We start from the raw sequence: 21,259 nt of genomic DNA on the forward strand, positions 1-21,259 counted from the left end.
CAATAAAGCCTTTTTAGTATTGTATTTTCGATATTAACCTCCAATTTTTAATTTCATTCCAGGTTTGATATCTTCATTTTTAATATCGTTCCATTTTTTAATATCTGAAACGGTTACGCCTGATTTTTTTGCAATGCTAAATAAAGAATCTCCTTTTTTGACTAAATAGTCACGTTGCAAAGCAGCACTTTCTAATTTGTTTTTCTTAAAAGTAGCTGCAGTGGCTTTAGCGGTATTTATGGCAATTTCGTCTTTGGCAACAATCAATGTTTTACCCAAAGCGATATTGTTATCGGCTAAATGGTTCCATTCTTTTATATCGTTAATTGGAGTTCCAAACTTTTTTGAAATAGTACTCAGATTGTCTCCTTTTTGAACGATGTATTCAATGTTTTTTAATTCGACTGCAGGATTTGCAGCGGCAACTTCGTTAGCTTCGATTTCTTTAGTAGACACTTGTAAGTTCATTCCAACTTGAATCGTGTTTCCAGTAAGTTTATTCCATTCTTTAATTTGAGCTACTGTTACATTATTTTCTTCGGCAATGGTATTTAAGTTGTCTCCTTTTTGAACAATGTAATTGCTTGTTTTATTACTTGCAATGATCGAGTCGGCCTTAATTTCTTTTTTAGCCTTTTCAACCTTGCTGTATTTATTGTCAACTTCTGCTATGGCAGTGGTGTTGTCTTTTTCTGAAGTTACTATGGTGAGTACTTTGCCATACGAAAGCGAATTACTGCTCAATCGATTCCATTTCTTTAAGTCATTGATGTCAACATTGTATTTGGCAGCAATAGCACTTAAATTGTCCCCTTTTTTGACTTTGTAATATTGCGTTGCACTTCCTTTTGGGAAAACAATTTTTTCTACTGGAGCAGCTGCAATTGCAGTGTTAGGAGTTATGTTTTTAAAATAAGGATTGTTGTTTTTTAATTCTGCTTCATGTTGTATATAAGCGTAAATTTTGTCCTCATTAGAAACAAAAAGCCCAATTTTTTCTTTTGGTAATCGCAAGTATTGATTTTGATCTTGATATTGCGGAATTACGTTTAATTTATAAGAAGGATTTAGTAACTGAATTTGAGAAATAGGCACATCAAGTAAATCGGAAATTTGTTTAAAAGACATCTGTTTTTTAATCATTACCGTATCGGTAGCAAAGTGTTGCAGATTGGCTTTGTTAGGTTTAATCCCATGCTCTTTATGGTATTCGTACAAATACATCGTTGCTAAGAAAGCAGGAACGTATCCTTGAGTTTCTTTAGGTAAATTTGATTTAATACTCCAAAAGTTTTGTTGTCCTCCAGAACGTCTAATTGCTTTAGATACGTTTCCTGGTCCAGAATTATAAGAGGCTAAAACCAATTCCCAGTCCCCAAAAATTTCAAACATATTTGCCATGTATTGTGCCGCCGCTTTGGTAGCTTTTAATGGGTCACTACGTTCGTCTATGTAGGAGTCAATATTAAGGTTGTATTGTTTACCGGTATGATACATAAACTGCCAAATTCCAGTGGCACCTACTCTGGAAACAGCTTTTGGATTTAATGCAGATTCTACAATTGCTAAATATTTGATTTCTAATGGAATGTTGTTTTTAGCAAATACTTCTTCAAACATTGGGAAGTAATAATCAGAAATAGACATTAGTCGTTCGAAGGATTTTTTTCTGTTTTTTAAGAACGATTTAATGATGTTTTCTAATCCTTGATTGTACTGAATGTTAAATGGTGATTTAGCATTCATGGCTTCCAATCTTGATTTTAATAGTTCTGTTGGCAATTCATAATCAACTTTCTCATCGGTATTAATGCTTTCAATATCTTTGTTAAGTTCATTATAGATGTTTAAATCGGTTAATTCTTTGGTCCATAAACTATCCACACAACTAGCCATGTCATCATTTACAAAGCTACGTTTGATGGAGTCCAGATAAGAAAGCTTGGTTTCTAAAACAGCAACTCCCTTGCTTTCAACAATTTCTTGTGAAAACAGGGGAATTGATAGTAATAGAAAAAATGATATAGTGATTTTTTTTATACTCATATTTTTAATTGTCAACGTCCTTAATTTTAAGTGGTTACAAATCTGTTTTTGCAAACTTAAGAGGTAAAAACTAAAAAAATCAATAAAAATTGTTAAAAGTGTTATTTTTTATTCTAAAATAGCGGCAATACCAGGTAAAGTTCTACCTTCTAACATCTCTAACATTGCTCCACCACCTGTAGATACATAACTCATTTTGTCTTCAAAACCGAATTGTTTTACGGCAGCAACTGAGTCTCCACCACCTACAAGAGAGAATGTTCCGTTAGCTGTTGCAGCAGCGATAAAGTTTCCTAAAGCGATAGTCCCTTTTGCAAAAGTTTCCATTTCAAAAACTCCTAACGGACCATTCCATAAGATTGTTTTTGAATTCATAATTACTTTTTCGAAAGCTTCTAATGATTTTGGTCCAGCATCCATACCTTCCCATCCATCAGGAATGTTAGTTACATCTACCACTTGAGTATTAGCGTTATTAGAGAAATCATCTCCAGCAACTACGTCAACTGGAATGTGAACTTGTACTCCTTTTTCTTTAGCTAATCTTAAAATTTCAAGGGCTAATTCTTGTTTGTCATCCTCGCAGATAGAATTTCCAATTTTCCCTCCTTGCGCTTTAACAAATGTAAATGTCATTCCTCCACCAATAATCATGTGGTCTACTTTGTCAAGGATATTTTCGATAACTGTAATTTTTGAAGATACTTTAGAACCTCCTAAAATAGCTGTTACTGGTTTTTCGCTGTCTTTTAATACTTTGTTGATGCTTTCAATTTCTTTTGCTAATAAATAACCGAAACATTTAGCTGTTGGGAAAAATTGAGCAATAATTGTAGTAGAAGCATGTGCTCTATGCGCAGTTCCAAATGCATCATTTACATAAATATCTCCTAATGAAGCTAATTCTTTTGCAAAAGCAACATCACCTGCTTCTTCTTCATTGTGAAAACGTAGATTTTCTAACAATAAAACTTCACCTGCTTTTAATTCTGCTGCTGCTTGTTTTGCTACATCACCGATACAGTTAGCTGCAAATTTTACTGGTACACCTAAAATATCGCTCGCTGTTTTTAATATGTGTTTTAATGAATATTTATCTTCAGCTCCTTTTGGACGCCCTAGGTGAGACATTAAAATTACACTTCCTCCATCTGCAAGAATTTTAGAAATGGTAGGTTTAGCAGCTTCTATACGAGTAATATCGGTTACGTTAAAATTTTCGTCTAAAGGCACGTTAAAATCTACACGGATAATCGCTTTTTTATTGTTAAAATCAAAATCGTTTAAAGTCTTCATTAGTTTAATTTTAGATTATTTTTTTGAAAGTGAAACAAATATAGAAATTTTCTAGTACTATAAAATTTCAAAACTTTAAAAAATCCTTTTTTTTATAACGAAAACGATGTAAATACTCAATTATTTTGATTTATAGTTGTCAATTTGAAAAAAATATTTCTAATGACATTTTTTTGTAGATGAGAAATTGGTGCTTTTTTAAAATGGAGTTAGCGTTTTAATTGTTGAGGTAAAAATCATTTTTACTGCGGTATTCTCCAGGTGTAAGACTTACAATTTGTTTAAATATTTTCGAAAAGTGTTGAAGGTTAGAAAAACCAGTGTCTAAAGCGATTTCTAAAAATGTTTTATTGGTAGTAGCAATAAGATATTGAGCTCTCTCAATTTTTTTTTCATGTATGTAATTCAAGGGTCTTTGTCCGGTATGTTGAAGAAATTGTTTCGAAAAATAATCTTGGTTTTGGTTTACTCTTTCGGCAAGTTCTGCAACTGTTAGGTTTTTATTTAGGTTTAATTGTATGTAACTCATGCTGTCTAATATTTTTGAAGGAGTAGCTGTATTGCTTTTTTGTTTAAAAATGGGGTTGTCTAAAAATCTTGAAATTAATTGAAGCATAATTCCTTGATTTTCAAACTTTTGATGAATTTTCATATTATTGTTTAAAGACTTATATTCTTTATAGTATGCTTCTTTTTCGTATACTTTTGGGTTGTCTGAACGGTTAATACCTCTTCCTGGATTTATTTGCAACATTCTCTTGATGAGGTTTATATCCATTTCGCTAGCCGGAAGTTTTATTACTGATCTATTTTGGTTAAATAAAGAAATTCCATCAGGTGATTCTTCAAAAAATTGAATGAAATACTGGCTTAAGTATTCTTTGCAGTTTAAGTTGCAAATGGTGAAGCTTGGTATCAAATATAAAAAACCAGGTTCTAAAGTTAATCGTCCAGAGTTGTCTGAAATGTAGCCTATTCCGTCGTCTATATAGTAAATACGATAATAAGGACTTATGACATTACTATAATTCCAGTTGTGATTAAGTTTTACATAATCAATGTGTAATAACGAAAAGTGATATTTACTAATGTTTCTAGACATAATTTGTAATTAATTAGAAAAAGTCGGTTTTGTATAATAAAAAATCGGTTTTAAATAAAAAAGTCAGATAGAGTGTTTTCTATATTTGTTTTTTTATTCTTATTTTTTTTATCCAAAAATAATAAAAAAGTAATTTTTATTGTTAAAATTTTTAATAATGAAAATTATGATTCAAAAAATTATCTTTATTAGAAGAAAGTTTTTTTTAAAAATAATCTAAATAGTGTTGCTTTTATCGGAAATAGATAATTTTTAAAAAAATTGAGAGGATTTTGATGATTAAATATTAGAAATTTTAAGAACAAAATCCTTCAATGTGATTTGTAGATAAGTATGATGTGTTTGTTAGTGATTTTTACGTACTAAAAATTTAATTTTCTGCAAGTTTATTAGATGTTTTCCATGTTATGGACTCTTTTTTTCTTTAAAAAATGAATAGAATAATTATTAGTGTATTTAGTAGTTTTATATAGTAAAAATTTATAAACAATTATGAAAAAAATCTTTCAAACGTTATGTTTCTTTACATTGACTTTGGTTTCTTTACAAGCTCAGGAAATCATCTCCCCAAATAAAAATATCAAAGTAGTTGTTGAGAATAAATCTGGTTCAGAATCATTTGGTCAGGTCTATTTTAAAGTTTTATACAAAAATCAATCGGGATATACTGAGGTAATTCCAAATTCACCTTTGGGAATAATTCGTAAGGATCAACAATTTTCAGATAATCTAAAGTTTATTAGTGTATCAAAGTCTAAAACAATCAACGAAAAATATGAAATGATTTCTGGAAAAAGGAAATCGTGTGGGAATTTAGGTAACGAAAAGGTGCTTAAATATGTAAATTCAAACAATAAACCAATCAATATTGTTTTTAGAGTTTATAATGACGGGGTTGCATTTCGTTATGAATTTACTGAGAAGTCTAATTCGGTTACTGAAATTGTTGATGAAACTACTACTTATGTAATTCCTGAAACTACTTATCGTTGGGTGCAACCATTTCAAAATTCGTATGAAGAATTCTTTCCTTTTTCGGAGACAGGAAAAGGGGAAAACAATAAACAAGTATGGGGATTTCCAGCTTTGTTTAAAATAAATAATACTAGTCCTGTTTGGGTATTGCTATCAGAAGCAAATATTACAGAAAATAATTGTGCTGCTAGATTAACAAACATTCAAAATCCAAATCATTATAAAGTTACTTATCCTCCAACAAGAGAAGATTTCAAGCAAGTAGGGGTAAAAACGACATTGCCATGGTCTTCACAATGGCACACCATAATCATGGGGCAATTGTCTGATGTGGTTGAGTCAACTCTAATTACCGATGTTAGTGAATCAATAAAATTAAAAGAAACAAGCTGGATCAAACCAGGAGCTGTTTCATGGATATATTGGGCATTTAATCATGGTTCTAAAGATTATCAAAAAGTGGTTGAATTTACTGATTTAGCCGTTGAAATGAAGTGGCCTTACGTACTTATTGATTGGGAATGGGATGTAATGACTAATGGTGGAGATATCATTGCGGCTGTAAAGTATGCAAATAGTAAAGGTATCAAACCTTTAATGTGGTATAATTCAGGTACTGAATGGCTTGAGCCAACTCCGGTTGACCGTATGTTAACATCTGAGAAAAGAAATAAAGAATTGGCTTGGCTAAAAGAGATAGGTGTTTATGGTATTAAAGTAGATTTTTTTAATGGAGATCAGCAGGATATGATGAAATATTATATCGATATTTTGAATGATGCAGCAAAATACCAAATAATGGTTAACTTTCATGGGGCAACCGTACCAAGAGGATGGGCTCGTACTTATCCAAATTTAATGACAACCGAAGCTGTTTATGGAGCTGAATGGTATAACAATAAGCCTATCTTAACAAATAAGGCTGCTGTTCATAATACAACATTACCATTTACTAGAAATGTAATTGGTTCGATGGATTATACTCCAGTAACTTTTTCTGATTCTCAGCATCCTCATATTACTTCTTATGGTCATGAATTGGCTCTGTCAGTAGTTTTTGAATCCGGTTTTCAACATTTTGCCGATAGACCTCAAGCTTATTATGATTTGCCTAAAGAACCTAAGGAATTTCTAAAAAATGTACCTGTAGCTTGGGATGACACTAAACTGGTAGACGGATACCCAGGACAAAAAGCTGTAATAGCACGCAAAAAAGGGAATCAATGGTATTTAGGAGGAATTAACGGAAAAGAGGAAAAACAAACATTAACCGTTTCATTTGATTTTCTGGACAAAGGTGATTACACTTTAAAACTTATTAAAGACGGTGAAAATGATAAATCATTTGATACAGAAGTTTTGAAGGTAAAAAAAGGGGATGTTGTCAATGTAGAATGTCTTCCTAGAGGTGGATTTGTTGCTGTATTAGATAAATATTAATTCAGGTATTATTTTAAATAAGTTTATGAATTCTAAAAAATTATGTTTCGCTTGCGATTTAGTAGATAATCCCAAGTTAATCGAAGAATACAAACAATATCATGCCAAGGGTAATGCTTGGCCTGAAATCACTCAAAGTATCAAGGAGGCTGGTATTGTCAATATGGAAATTTATTTACTTGCTAACCGTTTATTTATGATAATGGAAGTAGATGAAACTTTTTCTCCAGAGCGCAAACAAAAGATGGATGCCGAAAATCCGAAAGTTCAGGAATGGGAAAAATTAATGTGGCAATTTCAGCAAGCACCACCCGGGGCAAAAGATGGAGAGAAGTGGCTGCAAATGGAGCAAATTTTTAAACTAAGTTAATATTTTGCTTAAATAAGTTGTTTTAAGTTTAGGATGTGTATTTCTGATATTAGAACTGTGTTTTAAATTCAATTTCAATTAATTACAATGAAACAAAAAATTATAATAGCTTTAATTACGGTCTGTCAGTTTCACTTGCATGCACAGGACAAATACCCGATGCCAGTTGTTCCAGCACCTTTGGCAATCAATAGTGTGCCTCTGGGTGATTCAGAGAAATTTCCAGAAGTACAGATTGCTATTCCTATTGCAAAAGGGCCTTTTGAACCAACTTGGGAATCTATAGAAAAGAATTATCCTGAAGAACCAGAATGGCTTCGTGATGCCAAATTTGGAATTTGGGTTCATTTTGGTCCTCAAGCAGCTGGAGAAAGTGGGGATTGGTATGCCCGAAATCTTTATAAATCAAATAAAGAAGCTTATCATAACCATATAAAAAGATTTGGACATCCTTCTGAAGTAGGTTATAAAGAAGTTTTGAGGGATTGGAATCCTACTAAGCTCGATCCAGAGAAACTGACTAAAATTTACAAAGATGCAGGTGCTCGTTTTTTAATGATTCAAGGAGTACATCATGATAATTACGACCTATGGAATTCAAAATACCAGCCATGGAATTCTGTTAATATTGGGCCTAAGAGAGATTTAATTGGAGAGTGGGCAAAAGCTTGTAAAGCAAATGGAATGCGTTTTGGCGTTACTTTTCATCATGAATACACCTGGTGGTGGTGGCAAACTGCTTTTGGAAGCGATAAACAAGGGCCTAAAAAAGGGATTCCTTATGATGGAAATTTAACATTAGCTGATGGTAAAGGAAAATGGTGGGAAGGATTTGATCCTAAAATGCTTTATGGAGTTGATTTAAGAGAATACAAAGGGGTTGAAGAAAATGCACATACTGATTGGTCACCACCACCAGCTGGCATTTTTACAAATCATTTAGGGTATGCAAAATGGTTTGCAACCAATTGGGCTTTAAGAATGATGGATGTTGTGAAAAATTACGACCCCGATTTTATTTATACTGATGGTACAGTACAAGGACCTTTTACTGGTAATGGAACAGGTACTGGATTTAAAGCAAATGCGATGCAAACGGTCATAGCCGATTTTTACAACCGCAGCTTGGAACGTCGAGGGAAGGTTAATACTTTTAGTATTGTTAAATTTAGAAACATAACTAATGGAACAGTAAATACCGAAGAATTTGGAATACCAGCTCCCATTAAAAAAGATCAGCCTTGGATTGCCGAGGCTCCAGTAGGAGATTGGTTTTATGCGCCAGATTTCACCTATGATTCAGGAATGATGATTCGTTATATTATTGAAGCTATCGCACGTGATGGAAATGCAGCGATATGTATTTCACTTTTACCTGACGGTTCAATAAATGAAGAGAGTCAAAAGATGTTGAAAGAAGTTGGAAACTGGATGCGAATTAATGGTCAAGCCGTTTACGGAAGTCATGCCTGGGTAATTCCAGCTGAAGGAGAAATAATCAATGGGAAGTTAAAAATGCTTCCGGGTGGGAAATTAGGTCGTAGTCAAGCCGAATTTAAGTTCAATTCACAAGATATCCGATTTACAATTGGTAAAAACAATAAACTATATGCCTTTTGTATGAATGTTCCTGAACCAAGTACTCAAATACAAATTAAGTCTCTAGCAGCCGCTGCTAATCATTACAATAAAAAAGTGAAAAGCGTTAAGTTATTGGGATATAAAGGAAAACTAAAATGGAAAGAAACAGTTGATGGATTAGTTATAACTTGTCCTAAGGTTATGCCATTTGCTACAGCTGTAACCTTTGAAATTGAGTAAAGAAAGAGTTATTCTATTAAGGCAACTTTAATTCATTTAGAGTTGCCTTTTTTTATTTTAAAAATGGAAGAGCAATTTAAATTTGGTTCTTACTTAGACGTTTAAACTTTATAATCTAAAATTTTAGACTTATCCATTTTCTGCTATCTTTGCTTCATGCAATTTTCTGAAATTTTAGGACAAGAACACATTAAAAACCATCTCACAAGAACGGCTGATTTGGGAAGAATACCCCATGCACAGTTGTTCGTTGGTCCAGAAGGAAGCGGTACTTTGGCTATGGCAATTGCCTATTCTCAATATATTTTATGTAGTAATGCAAACGGAGAGAATGAGGGTGAAAATCAAGCCTGTAATCTAAAATTTCAAAAATTATCCCATCCCGATTTGCATTTTGCTTATCCTACTGTTACTACCGATGAGGTTAAGAAAAACCCAAAAAGTATCGATTTTATTGCCGATTGGAGAGCCTTTGTTCTTGAAAATCCCTATGGAGGTCTTTTTGATTGGTATTCCGTATTAGGAGTGCAAAATAAACAAGGAGAAATTCGTGTTGATGATGCTCAGGAAATTCTAAAATCATTATCCTTAAAAGCATACGAAGGAGGTTATAAAATAATGATTGTGTGGATGGCAGAGAAGATGAATATCGCTGCTTCTAATAAATTATTGAAATTACTCGAGGAACCACCAGAAAAAACCATTTTTATTTTGATTGCCGAAAATGAAGAGGATATTATACAAACCATTCGTTCGCGTTGTCAAATATTGCATTTCAATGGTTTGAGCGAATCGGTTATAACTGATGCTTTGGTAACTCGTGAAGGAATTGATTCAAAATTAGCCTCAAAATTGGCGCATCAGGCACAAGGTAATTTTAATGCCGCTTTGCATTTGTTACACGATAACGACGAAGAACATCCATTTGAACAATGGTTTGTTACTTGGGTTCGTGCTGCTTTTAAAGCAAAAAAAGATGCTGCTGCGATACAGGATTTGATACTTTGGAGTGAAAAAATAGCGGCCTTAGGTAGGGAAGCACAGAAAAAATTTCTTCAGTTTTGTATGGAAATGTTTCGTCAGGCTTTGTTGCTTAATTATGAAGCGCCAAGTTTGGTCTATTTCGAACCTAAAGTAGATAAATTCAAATTAGAAAATTTTGCTCCCTTTGTCAATGGAAATAATATTCAGGATATTTTTAAAGAGCTTTCGGACGCCATGTATCATATTGAACGCAATGGAAATGCAAAAATCATTTTAACCGATTTGTCTATCAAGTTAACACGTTTAATCCATAAAAAATAATTGTTATGAACAATCCAGCCTCCTTTTTACTATTAGTATTTTTTGGGATTACTTTTTTACAGTCGAGTTACGAAAAATTATTTTATTGGCAAGATAACATGACTTGGTTAAAAGGGCATTTTGCAAAAACAATTTTAAAAAATCATGTAAAATTAGCCTTAATTAATTTGGTAATTATGGAGTTAATTTCAACAATTTTGTGTTTTGTGGGTTGTATTGAATTGTACGTAAATAACGGAAGAATCTTTGGTTTTTATGGTGCCGTATTTTCATGTATTACTTTATTGATGATGCTTTTTGGTCAGCGATTGGCCAAAGATTATGATGGAGCAAGAACCATCGTTATTTATTACATACCCGCAGTTATGGCGGTATATTGGTTAAACTAAAATTTTAAAATAAACTATTACATGTCTTTAACTCCTAAACATCCTTCGGAATCTTTAACGATTTTAACCGATTTGGTTTTGCCTAGTGAAACCAATCATATTCATAATTTATTTGGAGGTGAATTATTAGCTCGTATGGATAGAGCTGCCAGTATTGCTGGTCAAAGACATTCCAGATGTATTACCGTAACAGCTTCGGTGAATCATGTGGCTTTTACTAAGGCTATTTCTTTAGGAAGTGTAGTGACTATTGAGGCAAAGGTTTCCCGCGCTTTCAGGAGCTCTATGGAAGTTTATATTGATGTTTGGGTGGAGGATAGAGAATCAGGTGTAAAGACTAAGGCAAACGAAGCGATTTACACTTTTGTGGCAGTAGATCAAAATGGAAAACCAGTAGAAGTAGCCCCAATTATTCCTGAAACCGAATTAGAAAAACAACGTTACGATGCTGCTTTAAGACGCAAACAATTGAGTTTAGTATTAGCAGGAAAAATGAAACCTAGCGAAGCAACAGAGTTGAAAGCTTTATTTACATAAAATTTTATTTTTTTGATTCGAAATTTTTTTCAAACTGAAAAATAACATCAAAAAAAGAAGTATTTTTACGAACCTTAAAAATTAAAAACTAATAAAAATTAGGAAGAACGTAAAGGCTTTGTAATTTTCTAATTAGTAGAAAAATAGAATAATTTAACTATAGAAAAGCGAAATAGAAGATGAGTACAGAGAAAGAAGCCAAATTAAAAGCATTACAGCTTACCCTTGATAAACTGGATAAAACCTACGGAAAAGGTACGGTTATGAAAATGGGGGATAAAGCCATTGAAGAAGTAGAAACCATTTCTTCAGGTTCTCTAGGGGTAGATTTAGCACTAGGAGTAGGTGGTTATCCAAAAGGAAGAATTATTGAAATTTACGGACCAGAATCTTCAGGAAAAACAACCTTAACACTTCATGCCATTGCCGAAGCTCAAAAAGCAGGCGGTATTGCCGCTTTTATTGATGCGGAACATGCTTTTGATAGAAATTATGCCGAAAAATTAGGTGTTGACATCGAAAATTTAATCATTTCGCAACCCGATAACGGAGAGCAAGCTTTAGAAATTGCCGAGAATTTAATTCGTTCGGGTGCTATTGATATTGTGGTAATTGACTCTGTTGCAGCTTTAACTCCAAAAAGTGAGATTGAGGGCGAAATGGGTGACTCTAAAATGGGATTACACGCTCGATTAATGTCGCAAGCCTTAAGAAAATTGACCGCTACGATTAGTAAAACAAATTGTACCGTATTCTTCATTAACCAATTAAGAGATAAAATTGGAGTAATGTTTGGAAGTCCAGAGACAACAACCGGAGGTAATGCCTTGAAATTCTATGCCTCTGTTCGTTTAGATATCCGTCGTTCTACACAAATTAAAGATGGTGAAAATGTTTTAGGTAACAGAACCAAAGTGAAAATCGTTAAGAATAAAGTAGCACCTCCGTTTAAAGTTGCTGAATTTGATATTATGTACGGTGAAGGTGTGTCTAAAACGGGAGAAATTTTGGATTTAGCAGTTGAATTTGAAATTGTTAAAAAATCAGGTTCTTGGTTTAGCTATGGAGAAACGAAGTTAGGGCAAGGTCGCGACGCTGTGAAATCGTTAATTAAAGACAATCCTGAATTGGCAGACGAATTAGAAGAAAAAATTAAATCAAGAATCAAAGAATTAGCTGATAATTAATTCAATTCAATAATAGAATTTATTAGAAATGCCTGGTTTATACCGGGCATTTTTTTGTTTCTACAAGGCATTGCGAATTTTATTTGAAAAAAAATGTATTGAAAGAAGCAACCTTTTTATGGTTTAGTAGTCTTGTTAATGAATCATGATTAACATAAAAAAATTATAAAATGAAAAAAATTGCATTGCTATTAGTTTTAATGACTACTTTTTTAAGTTGTAGTTTAGATGAAGGAGATAGGTATAATTATATGGTTCTGCCTGTAGAAAGTTATACATTACCTGAAACCTTTAAAGTAGGTCAATCTCACGAAATCAAGTTGAAATACAAAAAACCTACCCCTTGTCATATTTACGGTGGCATTTATTATTATTCAGAAAATAATACAAGAACAATAGGTATTCATTCATCTGTAAAGGTAGGTGAAACTTGCGCAGATAATTCAACACCTGCGCTTACAGAAGTTTCTTTTAATTTTTCGCCTCTAACAGCGGGAACTTATACTTTTAAGTTTTATAAAGGAGAAAATTCTGCAGGAGAGGATACGTTTGAAAATGTGGAAGTTGTTGTAGCTGCTGCTACTACTCCAAACTAAAATGGTTTTATTTATTTGATAAAAGGCTGTCTGAAAAGACAGTCTTTTTTTTTGTAATTAGTTTTAAGTTTATTTTTCAAAAATTAAAAGCTGATTGTAAATAGTATTTCTAACAGCTTCCCTGATTTCTTTTCTTTCTGATTCGTCTTTGCCTTTGGTTTCAACTTGTTTATGGATTTTTACACGCATGATGCCTGGAGAACCAGCAAAAATGGTGTAAGGAAATCGTTTTTTGTTGTCCCCAAAAGTGATTGGTAAAATGGGAATTTGATGTTGAACGGCTAATTTAAAAGCGCCTTCTTTAAAATGGTCTAAAATGACTGATTCGTCATCAGGAACACCTCCTTCTGGAAAGATGCAAACACTCAGTCCGCGTTCAATTCTTTTGTGCGCTTTCGTAAAAACAGCCATTCGGCTTTGCGAATTTTTACGATCGACTAAAATGCAGGTTCTTTTGTAGAAAAAACCAAAAATCGGAATTTTAGCTAATTCCTGTTTGCCTACAAATACAAAAGGATTTTTAATCACGGCTAGCATGAGCATAATATCCGTCATCGAAGTATGATTGGCTACAATCATATAGCTTTTCTTTGGGTCGATATCTTGTTCTTTTTCTACTTTATAATAAAATCCCATTCCAAAGAGAATGAATTTGGCCCAAATTCTGGCTATTTTAAAAAAATAAGGATAACCTTTTTCAGATAAAATAGTTAGAATTAAAATAGGGAAAAATGCTAAGATGGGTACAGCCATAAGGATATAAAACCAAATGCGCCATAAAATCCATAAAATTATTTTGATGCTCTTCATATGCTCAAAAATAAGGAATAGAATAATATTATTGGTATTATTTTTAAACATATAAGTCATATAAGTTTTTATTGTTTTATCTTATATGAACTTTTTTTGAATAAGATTGATATCTTTTAATTACGAGTTTGATGCTGTATAGTAGTTTAAAGTACATTGAAGTAATTAGTTAAATGAATTGCTTATATGACTTATATGGTTAAGTCGCTTTAAGTTAATTTTTAAAATTTGCGAATTTGCGGTTGAATAATAGAATAAACTTTGTTTTCTTTGTGGTGAAACAAAGTTTCAGCGATAGAAATACATTATAATGGCAAAAATACTTACGGGAGTTCAAAGTACTGGGACTCCACATTTAGGGAACTTACTGGGAGCAATTATTCCAGCAATTCAATTATCTAATCATTCAGCAAATGAATCTTTCCTTTTTATTGCCGATTTACATTCGGTAACCCAAATAAAAAACGGAGAAGTTTTAAGAAACAATACGTATAGTGTTGCGGCAGCTTGGCTGGCTTTTGGATTAGATGTGAATAAGGTAGTTTTCTACAGACAGTCTGATGTGCCACAAACAGCTGAATTGTCTTGGTATTTGAGCTGTTTCTTTCCGTATCAAAGGTTGACTTTAGCACATTCATTTAAAGATAAAGCCGATCGATTAGAAGATGTGAATGCAGGTTTGTTTTCGTATCCAATGTTGATGGCAGCTGATATTTTATTGTATGATGCCGAGTTTGTTCCGGTAGGAAAAGACCAATTGCAGCATTTAGAAATGACACGTGATGTAGCTTCTCGTTTCAACCATCAAATGGGGGATACATTCGTATTGCCTGAAGCTAAAATTCAGGATGATAGTATGTTGATTCCGGGTACCAATGGAGGAAAAATGAGTAAATCGGCTAATAATATTATTAATATTTTCTTAGAAGATAAGGCTTTGCGCAAGCAGGTCATGAGTATCGAAACGGATAGTACGCCACTGGAAGCACCTAAAAATCCAGATACTTGTAATGCCTTTGCTATTTATTCTTTGTTAGCCAATGAAGAGCAAATTGCAAGCATGCGCGCTAATTATTTAGCAGGAAATTATGGTTATGGTCATGCCAAACAAGCTTTGTTTGAATTAATCTGTGAAAAATTCAAAACTGAAAGAGAAAAGTACCACTACTATATCAACAATCTTCAGGAAGTAGATACTTTGTTGAAAATTGGAGCTGAGAAAGCTTCGGCTGTAGCTGATAGTGTATTGGCCAGAGTGAGAGAGAAATTAGGTTTCGAGCAGCGATAGTTTTTTTAGATATTTTACCGCAAATTCGCAAATTATATAACTTTTTAATTTGCGAATTTGCGGTTTTTTGATAATTTTAAACCCGACAACTATACGAAAGCTGTCGGGTTTATCGATAAAAAAATATGTGTTTTTTACATTGATATTGCAGCTTCCAATTGTTTTGTGATAGTTTCTCTGTTCATCGGATAACCAGCTTTTGAAAGTTCATAACTTCCATCTTTCTTTATAATAATATAAGTAGGATAACCGGTTCCTTTTGACTTAGTCATAATATCATTGGTTAGTTTATAATTTGCCAAAATATGAAAGCCCTCAATACTTTGATAAGCTATGATTTTTTTCCAATTTTCAGGATTATGAATGTCAAAATTGGCAATATAGAGAAATTGTACATCTTTGTCTTTGAAATATTCATGTAAAGTTTCGCTGTGTTGTGCAATTTCTTGTCGGCAAGGGTCACACCAGGTTCCCCACATATCTATCAATACAGTTTTTCCTTTAAATTGGTTTATGACTTCTTCGAAAGAATTGAACTGTTCTCCATTTTTTACAAAAATCATTTTGTCTGTTAGGGGTTTGTTGTTCTTCTCGATGATGATATCAATTTTAGGTTGTAAGTCAGAAATATAACTGCTGTTTGGAAATTGCTTTTTAAAATTTTCAAATATTTGAGGTAGGTTCTTGTTGTTTTCTTTTTTAATGGATTTATTTAGAAGCAAAACATAAGCAAACTCAGCTGATTTTCCTGTGTAATATTTTTGAATGATTTTCTCAGTTAATATATTTGTCATGTCATCTCTAAAGAGTTTATCTCCTTCTTCGATTGATGTATTGTACCACTCTTTAAAAAAGTTTTTTTTGTTTTCTCCGGATGCTTCTTCCAATAGTTCTTCTTTGGTGCGTAGTAAAATGTCTCCTACAAGATTTTGATAATTAGGAGCGTTTAAAGCTTCGTCGTTATTTATTTTGATCTTTGAAAATAATTCATTGCGTTTTGCTTTCCATTTATCGATGTTACGTTTGTAAGCATTTCTATTGGTGAATTTGTTGTTGTGTTCAAAAGAATAATAAGTTTCAGGAGCTATATATTCTAAATTGGTTTGCCAGTATTTTATAAATTCTTTAGATGGTTTGTGTTCTTTTATATATTTCTCTAACTGTAATTTGTTATTAAGAGCTATTTGCTGAATTTCTTTATAAACGTTGTCTGGTAAAGTATCTCCCTTAAATTTTTGAAGATCTATATGGGTTGAAATATTTAAAAATTGATTGTTCTCTTGGTGTTTGCCTTTTACTTTAACATTTTCTGGTTTTAAAGTATTATCAATGGTAATTGAAAGTTCATCACCAGGTGCAACAAATAAGTTGTATAAAAGACTTTTTTTGGAAGTTGTATTGTAATATTGAAGGTAAACTATTTCAGGATTGGAAAGATTTACTTCCTGATAAAAGTTTCCTAATGTGTCAATTTTCGTGTTGAAAATACTTTTTTTATTATCTTGGTCAAAGTAACGATTTGGTATCACTATTCTAAAAGCAGCGTCTTTGAAATTGTCAACTTTTCCTTTTATAATGGCTTTTTGGGCAAAAGTTGTAATTGTGTTTAGTGAAATAAGTAATAACAGAATCAATGATTTCTGCGAGATTAAAGAGGAAAATGGATGGTTTTGTTTCATAAGAATGCTTTTTTATGTTTTACATTGTTAAATTGGTGAAATGAAGATATTAAAAATTCTTACAAAATATGTTCTTTTTATGGTTTTTTCTTTCAAATCGCCTCAAACAATTTTCCTGGTAAAGGACGAATGACACCTTTAAGCTCCATATTCAATAAAATACTGGAAACTCTGTAAATAGGGAATTCACATTCCAAAGCAATAATATCCATTAATTCCTTGCCTGTTTTTAGGAGAAAGTCGTATATTTTTTGTTCGTCATTATCAAGGGAAACAAAGAGTTGTTTTTGAACGGCTTTGGGTTCTTCTTTGATGTCCCAGTTGAGAATGTAAACCAAATCCGCTGCAGAAGTCAGTACATTCGCTTTTTGGGTTTTAATGAGGTTGTTACAGCCTGTGCTGTATTTGTCGGTGGTCCGTCCCGGAACCGCAAAAACATCGCGGTTGTAATCATTAGCCATGTTCGCGGTAATCAACGAGCCACCTCTTTCAGCCGATTCAATGACAATAGTAGCTTCGGAGATACCTGCCACAATGCGGTTTCTTTTGACAAAATTTTCTTTATCAGGATTGCTGGAACTCCAAAATTCGGTCATAAATCCGCCATTTAGCTCCATTTTAGCTATGTATTTCTTGTGGTTTTTTGGGTAAATTTGGTTCAAACCATGCGCCAAAACTCCGATGGTTTGCAAATTATTTTCCATAGCCAATTGATGGGCTACAATATCCACTCCGTAAGCAAATCCACTCACAATTACGGGATCAAGCGGAATCAAATCTTCAATGAATTTTTTGCAAAATTCCGTTCCGTAAGAAGTGATTTGGCGTGTGCCTACAATACTGATGATTTTTCGGTTTTTTAAATCGATGTTTCCGGCAGTAAATAGTAATACAGGGGCATCCACACAATGTTTAAGTTTGTCTGGATAATTTTCATCTTGAAAAAAACTAACGTTGATGTTGTTGTTTTGAATGTATTCCAATTCCTTATTAGCTTTGTCAAAAACGGTTTCATCTTTCAAATTCTTTAATAGTGAGCTGCCTACACCATCAATTGCTGCCAATTGCTGTGTTTTGGTTTTAAAAACAGCTTCTGCCGAACCGCAATGACTCATTAGTTTTTTAGCCATAATGTCGCCTACACCTTCTACTTTTTGCAGTGCTAATATGTAAAATAATTCGGATGTTGTCATGGTAAATATTTGAAATTGAAATGTATAAATTTTCTTCTGAATTGTTAATAAAAATTGTGAATAAAATTTTGATAACTATATTGTATGTATAACTTTGTATGTATGAATATAGAACATTACATAAGCCAACTATTGTATCGTTATCAATGCGTTACTGTTCCTGGTTTCGGTGCATTTTTAACTGAAATCCAGTCAGCGCAATGGGTTGAGAGCGCTAATTCTTTTTATCCGCCTAAAAAATTGATTTCTTTTAATACCAACATTAAAAACAATGATGGATTATTAGCCAATCATATTGCTAGAGCTGAAAAAACTTCTTATGAATATGCGATAAGTGCTATTCAGTATCAGGTTTTGAATTGGAAAAAGGAATTAGAACAAAACAGAGCCTTAATGGTTAAAAATGTAGGTAGTTTTGTTTTGAATGCTACCGATAATTTGATTTTTACCCCATCGGAACAAAAGAATTATTTGACTGCTTCTTTTGGATTGTCTTCATTTATAGCGCCAGCCGTAAAACGTGATGCAAGTGAAGAACAAGATTTAGCTGTTATTGAAGATAGGGAAGTAATTGCTTTAGTTCCTGAAGAAAGAACGGGGCGTTCGTATTTAAAATATGCTGCTATCTTTATTCTTGGATTAGGTCTAGCGGGTACTGCAGCTTACACAGTATATAATAAGCAAATAGAAACGCAAACCGTTTTAGTAGAGAAAGCGGTACAAAAGAAAATACAAGCTAAAATTCAAGAAGCTACTTTTTTTATTAAAACACCAATGGCTCCTGTAACGCTATCTGTTAAATCGGACAAAGAAGAAGTTAAAGAAGTAAAAATGCCGTATCACGTTGTGGCAGGTGCATTTAGAGATGAAAAAAATGCAGAACAAATCTATAAAAAGTTGGTAAAAGAAGGATATAATGCCCGCCGATTAGAGATAAATAAGCATGGTTTGTATCCTGTTTTATACGGAAGTTTTGCTACTTATGCCGAAGCTCAAAAAGTGAAAAATGAAGTTCGTGAATCAGAAAATCCAGATGCCTGGTTACTGGTTGAATCACTATAATAAAAAAGCCTTTCTCTAGAAAGGCTTTTTTATTGGAGTTATTTTAATAATGAATCTAATCGAGTAACTAACTCTGGTGATGAAGGTCTTTCGGCATCGCTACTGATGAAATTACCTTGTGGATCAATAAGTATGAATCGTGGTATTGCATTGATTCCATAAGTAGTAACAAAATCTGAATTCCAGTTTTTATCAGCAATTAATTGGATACCTCCCAGTTGTTTATCAGTAACCATATTTTTCCATTTCTCATAGTCTTTTTCAACATCAACAGAGATACTCACAAATTCGATATTTTTTCCTTTGTATTTTTCTTCTATTTTTTGCAAGTATGGAATTTCTCCTAGGCAAGGCATACACCAAGTAGCCCAAATATCGATATACACATATTTGCCTTTTAAATCGCTCAATTTGGTTTTTCCTCCTTTGTGGTTTTCGTATTCAAAATCCAAAGCCGCTTTCCCAATTAAGGCTTTCGATTTTTGAATATTAGAATAATTACTTTTAATTCTGCTTAAGTTGGATTCGTAACTTCTTGTAATATTTTCTTTGAATTCAGGATCGATAGTTGCCTTTGCCAATACGTTTTTTTCTGTTTCATCTTGCTCAGCTATTGCTTTATCAAATGCTTCTTGATCTTTATTGTAAATGTCTGCTACAAGTTTGTTTGTTCGGGCTATAATTTGGGTTAAATAATTGTTTTCATTAGCTCCATTTCCTTTAAAAGATAGGTTTTCATTGAATTTTTTCTCATCCGTGTTAAGTTCAATGTCTTTACCTGGAATGAAGTACAAATTGGTCATATTTTCTCCATAAGTCAATCTATAAAATCCTTTAGGTACCGTAAGTTCCTCTTGAAATTGTCCTTTGGAATTTACAGGAATTTTTTTCTCGTATTTTTGGGCGCCAACTATTACTATGGTGTCAATTGATCTGTTTGCAATTGAAGCTGTAAACTTAGTTTTTTCAATTGCTGTTTGCGCAAATGAACAAACTCCTGAAAGCAACAAAAGGAAAGTTAGTTTTTTCATTTTTTATATGGTTTTTTGATTTTTGTTGCCCAAATGTATATAATCGAGCGTATATCTGATTAAATATTAAGGATTTATTAACGGATTTGTTTGTTGGATTGTGATAATCATTTCCTTTTTTTCTGTTGTTGAATCTGGAATTTCCGTGGACTAATCCCATTACGTTGTGAAAAGGTTGAAGTAAAATGCTGCAATGATGAAAATCCGCAGCTATAGGCAATTTCTGCCATGTTTACCTGACTGTTGTTTTTGATTAAATTAATGGCTCTTTCCAGTTTGAGGCTGATAATAAAGCTGTTGGGAGGAAATCCAGTAAGTTTTTTTACTTCATAAGTGAATTTGGTTTTTCCCATATTAAAAACAGAAGCAAGGTCCTCAATGTGCCATTTTTTAGTCAAATCACTTTCAATTAGTTGGCTTAATTTTTCAATGAAGTTATCGCTTTCTTGGTTTTTATGAATTTTATTCGAAAGTTGACGATGCAAATCGATAAACAGATTTTCCAGAATGTTTTGTACCTTGATTTCAAAACCTTCTTCCTGATAAGCCAATTCGTTTCGTAATTCGTCAAAATACTTCTTGAAATTTTTGGCTTTTTCCAATACCGCATTGTTGGCATCGCCAATCATTTCGCCTAAACTTTGTTGAAAAGCTTTCGATAATTTGCTCCAGCCACCAAAATCTAAGGCTTTTTCTTTTGTGAATTCCGAAGGTTTGATAATAATCCAATTGATTTGACCTATATCCATGATGCCCGAAAGGCTTCCATTTTCATGCCAGGGTGCCGTAACAGATAGGTTTTCGGGTAAGAGTTCGATTTCTTTGCCTTCGATAACCCAGTCGTATTTTCCGCTGTTTACATAATGAATTTCAATTCCGTCATTGAGGTGCGGACGCATGGTTTCATCAATGCGCACTTTAGAAAATTTCATACTACCAAACTGACGGATAAAAGGCAGTTTTTGTAATGGTCCGGGGTTGTTTTCGTGCCACCAAAATCCCGAATTGCCATGCTCATCTTTCTCCTTTATGTTTTTTGGTAATGAAATGGAATTCATAAATTTATTTGTATTAAATTGGTATAAAGATAATTATTAAAATAGTTATTGCGATAATGGAAGTTTTTATAAAA

The 21,259-nt window shown here is 32.9% G+C and carries 18 protein-coding genes; 10 read left to right on the forward strand and 8 right to left on the reverse strand.

What is annotated here, in order from left to right:
* Window positions 1-33 precede the first annotated feature (33 nt).
* The 3 genes from ACFPTQ_RS03360 to ACFPTQ_RS03370 form a co-directional block, all read right to left on the reverse strand.
* A complete protein-coding gene (locus ACFPTQ_RS03360) occupies window positions 34-2,046 on the reverse strand; it encodes a LysM peptidoglycan-binding domain-containing protein (RefSeq protein ID WP_379773860.1) in 2,013 nt (670 codons plus the stop codon).
* Between the two features lie 108 nt (window positions 2,047-2,154).
* A complete protein-coding gene (locus ACFPTQ_RS03365; protein ID WP_379773862.1) occupies window positions 2,155-3,342 on the reverse strand; it encodes a phosphoglycerate kinase in 1,188 nt (395 codons plus the stop codon).
* Window positions 3,343-3,559: 217 nt separating this feature from the next.
* Window positions 3,560-4,444: a helix-turn-helix domain-containing protein gene (locus tag ACFPTQ_RS03370; RefSeq protein ID WP_379773864.1), complete on the reverse strand. Its 885-nt coding sequence runs from the start codon at window positions 4,442-4,444 to the stop codon at window positions 3,560-3,562.
* A gap of 492 nt (window positions 4,445-4,936) precedes the next feature.
* Between ACFPTQ_RS03370 and ACFPTQ_RS03375 the strand changes: the two genes are divergently transcribed.
* From ACFPTQ_RS03375 to ACFPTQ_RS03410, 8 genes are all read left to right on the forward strand, one after another.
* Complete coding sequence (locus tag ACFPTQ_RS03375) at window positions 4,937-6,859, forward strand: glycoside hydrolase family 97 protein (RefSeq protein WP_379773866.1); 1,923 nt, start codon at window positions 4,937-4,939, stop codon at window positions 6,857-6,859.
* Between the two features lie 25 nt (window positions 6,860-6,884).
* Window positions 6,885-7,229, forward strand: coding sequence for an L-rhamnose mutarotase (locus ACFPTQ_RS03380; protein ID WP_379773869.1), 345 nt, complete (start codon window positions 6,885-6,887; stop codon window positions 7,227-7,229).
* Between the two features lie 87 nt (window positions 7,230-7,316).
* Window positions 7,317-9,050: an alpha-L-fucosidase gene (locus ACFPTQ_RS03385; protein ID WP_379773871.1), complete on the forward strand. Its 1,734-nt coding sequence runs from the start codon at window positions 7,317-7,319 to the stop codon at window positions 9,048-9,050.
* A 156-nt stretch (window positions 9,051-9,206) separates the two neighbouring features.
* Complete coding sequence (locus ACFPTQ_RS03390) at window positions 9,207-10,355, forward strand: ATP-binding protein (protein WP_379773874.1); 1,149 nt, start codon at window positions 9,207-9,209, stop codon at window positions 10,353-10,355.
* Window positions 10,356-10,360: 5 nt separating this feature from the next.
* Complete coding sequence (locus ACFPTQ_RS03395; RefSeq protein WP_278034407.1) at window positions 10,361-10,744, forward strand: DoxX family protein; 384 nt, start codon at window positions 10,361-10,363, stop codon at window positions 10,742-10,744.
* Window positions 10,745-10,765: 21 nt separating this feature from the next.
* Window positions 10,766-11,281, forward strand: coding sequence for an acyl-CoA thioesterase (locus ACFPTQ_RS03400; RefSeq protein WP_278034406.1), 516 nt, complete (start codon window positions 10,766-10,768; stop codon window positions 11,279-11,281).
* A gap of 179 nt (window positions 11,282-11,460) precedes the next feature.
* Window positions 11,461-12,468, forward strand: coding sequence for a recombinase RecA (gene recA, locus ACFPTQ_RS03405; RefSeq protein ID WP_278034405.1), 1,008 nt, complete (start codon window positions 11,461-11,463; stop codon window positions 12,466-12,468).
* Between the two features lie 170 nt (window positions 12,469-12,638).
* Window positions 12,639-13,064, forward strand: coding sequence for a hypothetical protein (locus ACFPTQ_RS03410; RefSeq protein ID WP_379773878.1), 426 nt, complete (start codon window positions 12,639-12,641; stop codon window positions 13,062-13,064).
* A gap of 69 nt (window positions 13,065-13,133) precedes the next feature.
* Here ACFPTQ_RS03410 and ACFPTQ_RS03415 read toward each other — a convergent pair whose 3' ends face one another.
* Window positions 13,134-13,874 (reverse strand): lysophospholipid acyltransferase family protein, encoded by a 741-nt coding sequence (locus ACFPTQ_RS03415; protein ID WP_379773881.1) that lies wholly within the window; start codon window positions 13,872-13,874, stop codon window positions 13,134-13,136.
* 310 nt (window positions 13,875-14,184) lie between these two features.
* Here ACFPTQ_RS03415 and trpS point away from each other — a divergent pair, with 310 nt between their 5' ends.
* The gene (gene trpS / locus ACFPTQ_RS03420) at window positions 14,185-15,162 is read left to right on the forward strand and encodes a tryptophan--tRNA ligase (protein WP_379773884.1); all 978 of its coding nucleotides are present in this window, start codon (window positions 14,185-14,187) and stop codon (window positions 15,160-15,162) included.
* A 134-nt stretch (window positions 15,163-15,296) separates the two neighbouring features.
* On the opposite strand, the gene ACFPTQ_RS03425 is transcribed toward trpS, so the two are convergent.
* Window positions 15,297-16,841 (reverse strand): TlpA family protein disulfide reductase, encoded by a 1,545-nt coding sequence (locus ACFPTQ_RS03425; RefSeq protein WP_379773887.1) that lies wholly within the window; start codon window positions 16,839-16,841, stop codon window positions 15,297-15,299.
* A gap of 92 nt (window positions 16,842-16,933) precedes the next feature.
* Window positions 16,934-18,034: a DNA-processing protein DprA gene (gene dprA, locus ACFPTQ_RS03430; RefSeq protein ID WP_379773889.1), complete on the reverse strand. Its 1,101-nt coding sequence runs from the start codon at window positions 18,032-18,034 to the stop codon at window positions 16,934-16,936.
* 102 nt (window positions 18,035-18,136) lie between these two features.
* Between dprA and ACFPTQ_RS03435 the strand changes: the two genes are divergently transcribed.
* The gene (locus ACFPTQ_RS03435; protein ID WP_379773891.1) at window positions 18,137-19,096 is read left to right on the forward strand and encodes an SPOR domain-containing protein; all 960 of its coding nucleotides are present in this window, start codon (window positions 18,137-18,139) and stop codon (window positions 19,094-19,096) included.
* A gap of 38 nt (window positions 19,097-19,134) precedes the next feature.
* Here ACFPTQ_RS03435 and ACFPTQ_RS03440 read toward each other — a convergent pair whose 3' ends face one another.
* Window positions 19,135-20,127 carry a TlpA family protein disulfide reductase gene (locus tag ACFPTQ_RS03440; RefSeq protein ID WP_379773894.1) on the reverse strand — a complete coding sequence of 331 codons (993 nt, stop codon included), beginning with the start codon at window positions 20,125-20,127 and terminating at the stop codon, window positions 19,135-19,137.
* A 107-nt stretch (window positions 20,128-20,234) separates the two neighbouring features.
* Window positions 20,235-21,185 (reverse strand): helix-turn-helix domain-containing protein, encoded by a 951-nt coding sequence (locus ACFPTQ_RS03445; RefSeq protein ID WP_379773896.1) that lies wholly within the window; start codon window positions 21,183-21,185, stop codon window positions 20,235-20,237.
* Window positions 21,186-21,259: the final 74 nt, after the last annotated feature.

Source organism: Flavobacterium sp. GCM10022190 (genome assembly GCF_042656445.1).
GTDB classification, from domain to species: Bacteria; Bacteroidota; Bacteroidia; order Flavobacteriales; family Flavobacteriaceae; genus Flavobacterium; species Flavobacterium nitratireducens.

Bases quoted from the DNA above. Each gene is read 5' to 3' on its own strand.
- ACFPTQ_RS03360 (WP_379773860.1), bottom strand. From the start codon at position 2,046: ATGAGTATAAAAAAAATCACTATATCATTTTTTCTATTACTATCAATT.
- ACFPTQ_RS03365 (WP_379773862.1), bottom strand. From the start codon at position 3,342: ATGAAGACTTTAAACGATTTTGATTTTAACAATAAAAAAGCGATTATC.
- ACFPTQ_RS03370 (WP_379773864.1), bottom strand. From the start codon at position 4,444: ATGTCTAGAAACATTAGTAAATATCACTTTTCGTTATTACACATTGAT.
- ACFPTQ_RS03375 (WP_379773866.1), top strand. From the start codon at position 4,937: ATGAAAAAAATCTTTCAAACGTTATGTTTCTTTACATTGACTTTGGTT.
- ACFPTQ_RS03380 (WP_379773869.1), top strand. From the start codon at position 6,885: ATGAATTCTAAAAAATTATGTTTCGCTTGCGATTTAGTAGATAATCCC.
- ACFPTQ_RS03385 (WP_379773871.1), top strand. From the start codon at position 7,317: ATGAAACAAAAAATTATAATAGCTTTAATTACGGTCTGTCAGTTTCAC.
- ACFPTQ_RS03390 (WP_379773874.1), top strand. From the start codon at position 9,207: ATGCAATTTTCTGAAATTTTAGGACAAGAACACATTAAAAACCATCTC.
- ACFPTQ_RS03395 (WP_278034407.1), top strand. From the start codon at position 10,361: ATGAACAATCCAGCCTCCTTTTTACTATTAGTATTTTTTGGGATTACT.
- ACFPTQ_RS03400 (WP_278034406.1), top strand. From the start codon at position 10,766: ATGTCTTTAACTCCTAAACATCCTTCGGAATCTTTAACGATTTTAACC.
- recA (WP_278034405.1), top strand. From the start codon at position 11,461: ATGAGTACAGAGAAAGAAGCCAAATTAAAAGCATTACAGCTTACCCTT.
- ACFPTQ_RS03410 (WP_379773878.1), top strand. From the start codon at position 12,639: ATGAAAAAAATTGCATTGCTATTAGTTTTAATGACTACTTTTTTAAGT.
- ACFPTQ_RS03415 (WP_379773881.1), bottom strand. From the start codon at position 13,874: ATGAAGAGCATCAAAATAATTTTATGGATTTTATGGCGCATTTGGTTT.
- trpS (WP_379773884.1), top strand. From the start codon at position 14,185: ATGGCAAAAATACTTACGGGAGTTCAAAGTACTGGGACTCCACATTTA.
- ACFPTQ_RS03425 (WP_379773887.1), bottom strand. From the start codon at position 16,841: ATGAAACAAAACCATCCATTTTCCTCTTTAATCTCGCAGAAATCATTG.
- dprA (WP_379773889.1), bottom strand. From the start codon at position 18,034: ATGACAACATCCGAATTATTTTACATATTAGCACTGCAAAAAGTAGAA.
- ACFPTQ_RS03435 (WP_379773891.1), top strand. From the start codon at position 18,137: ATGAATATAGAACATTACATAAGCCAACTATTGTATCGTTATCAATGC.
- ACFPTQ_RS03440 (WP_379773894.1), bottom strand. From the start codon at position 20,127: ATGAAAAAACTAACTTTCCTTTTGTTGCTTTCAGGAGTTTGTTCATTT.
- ACFPTQ_RS03445 (WP_379773896.1), bottom strand. From the start codon at position 21,185: ATGAATTCCATTTCATTACCAAAAAACATAAAGGAGAAAGATGAGCAT.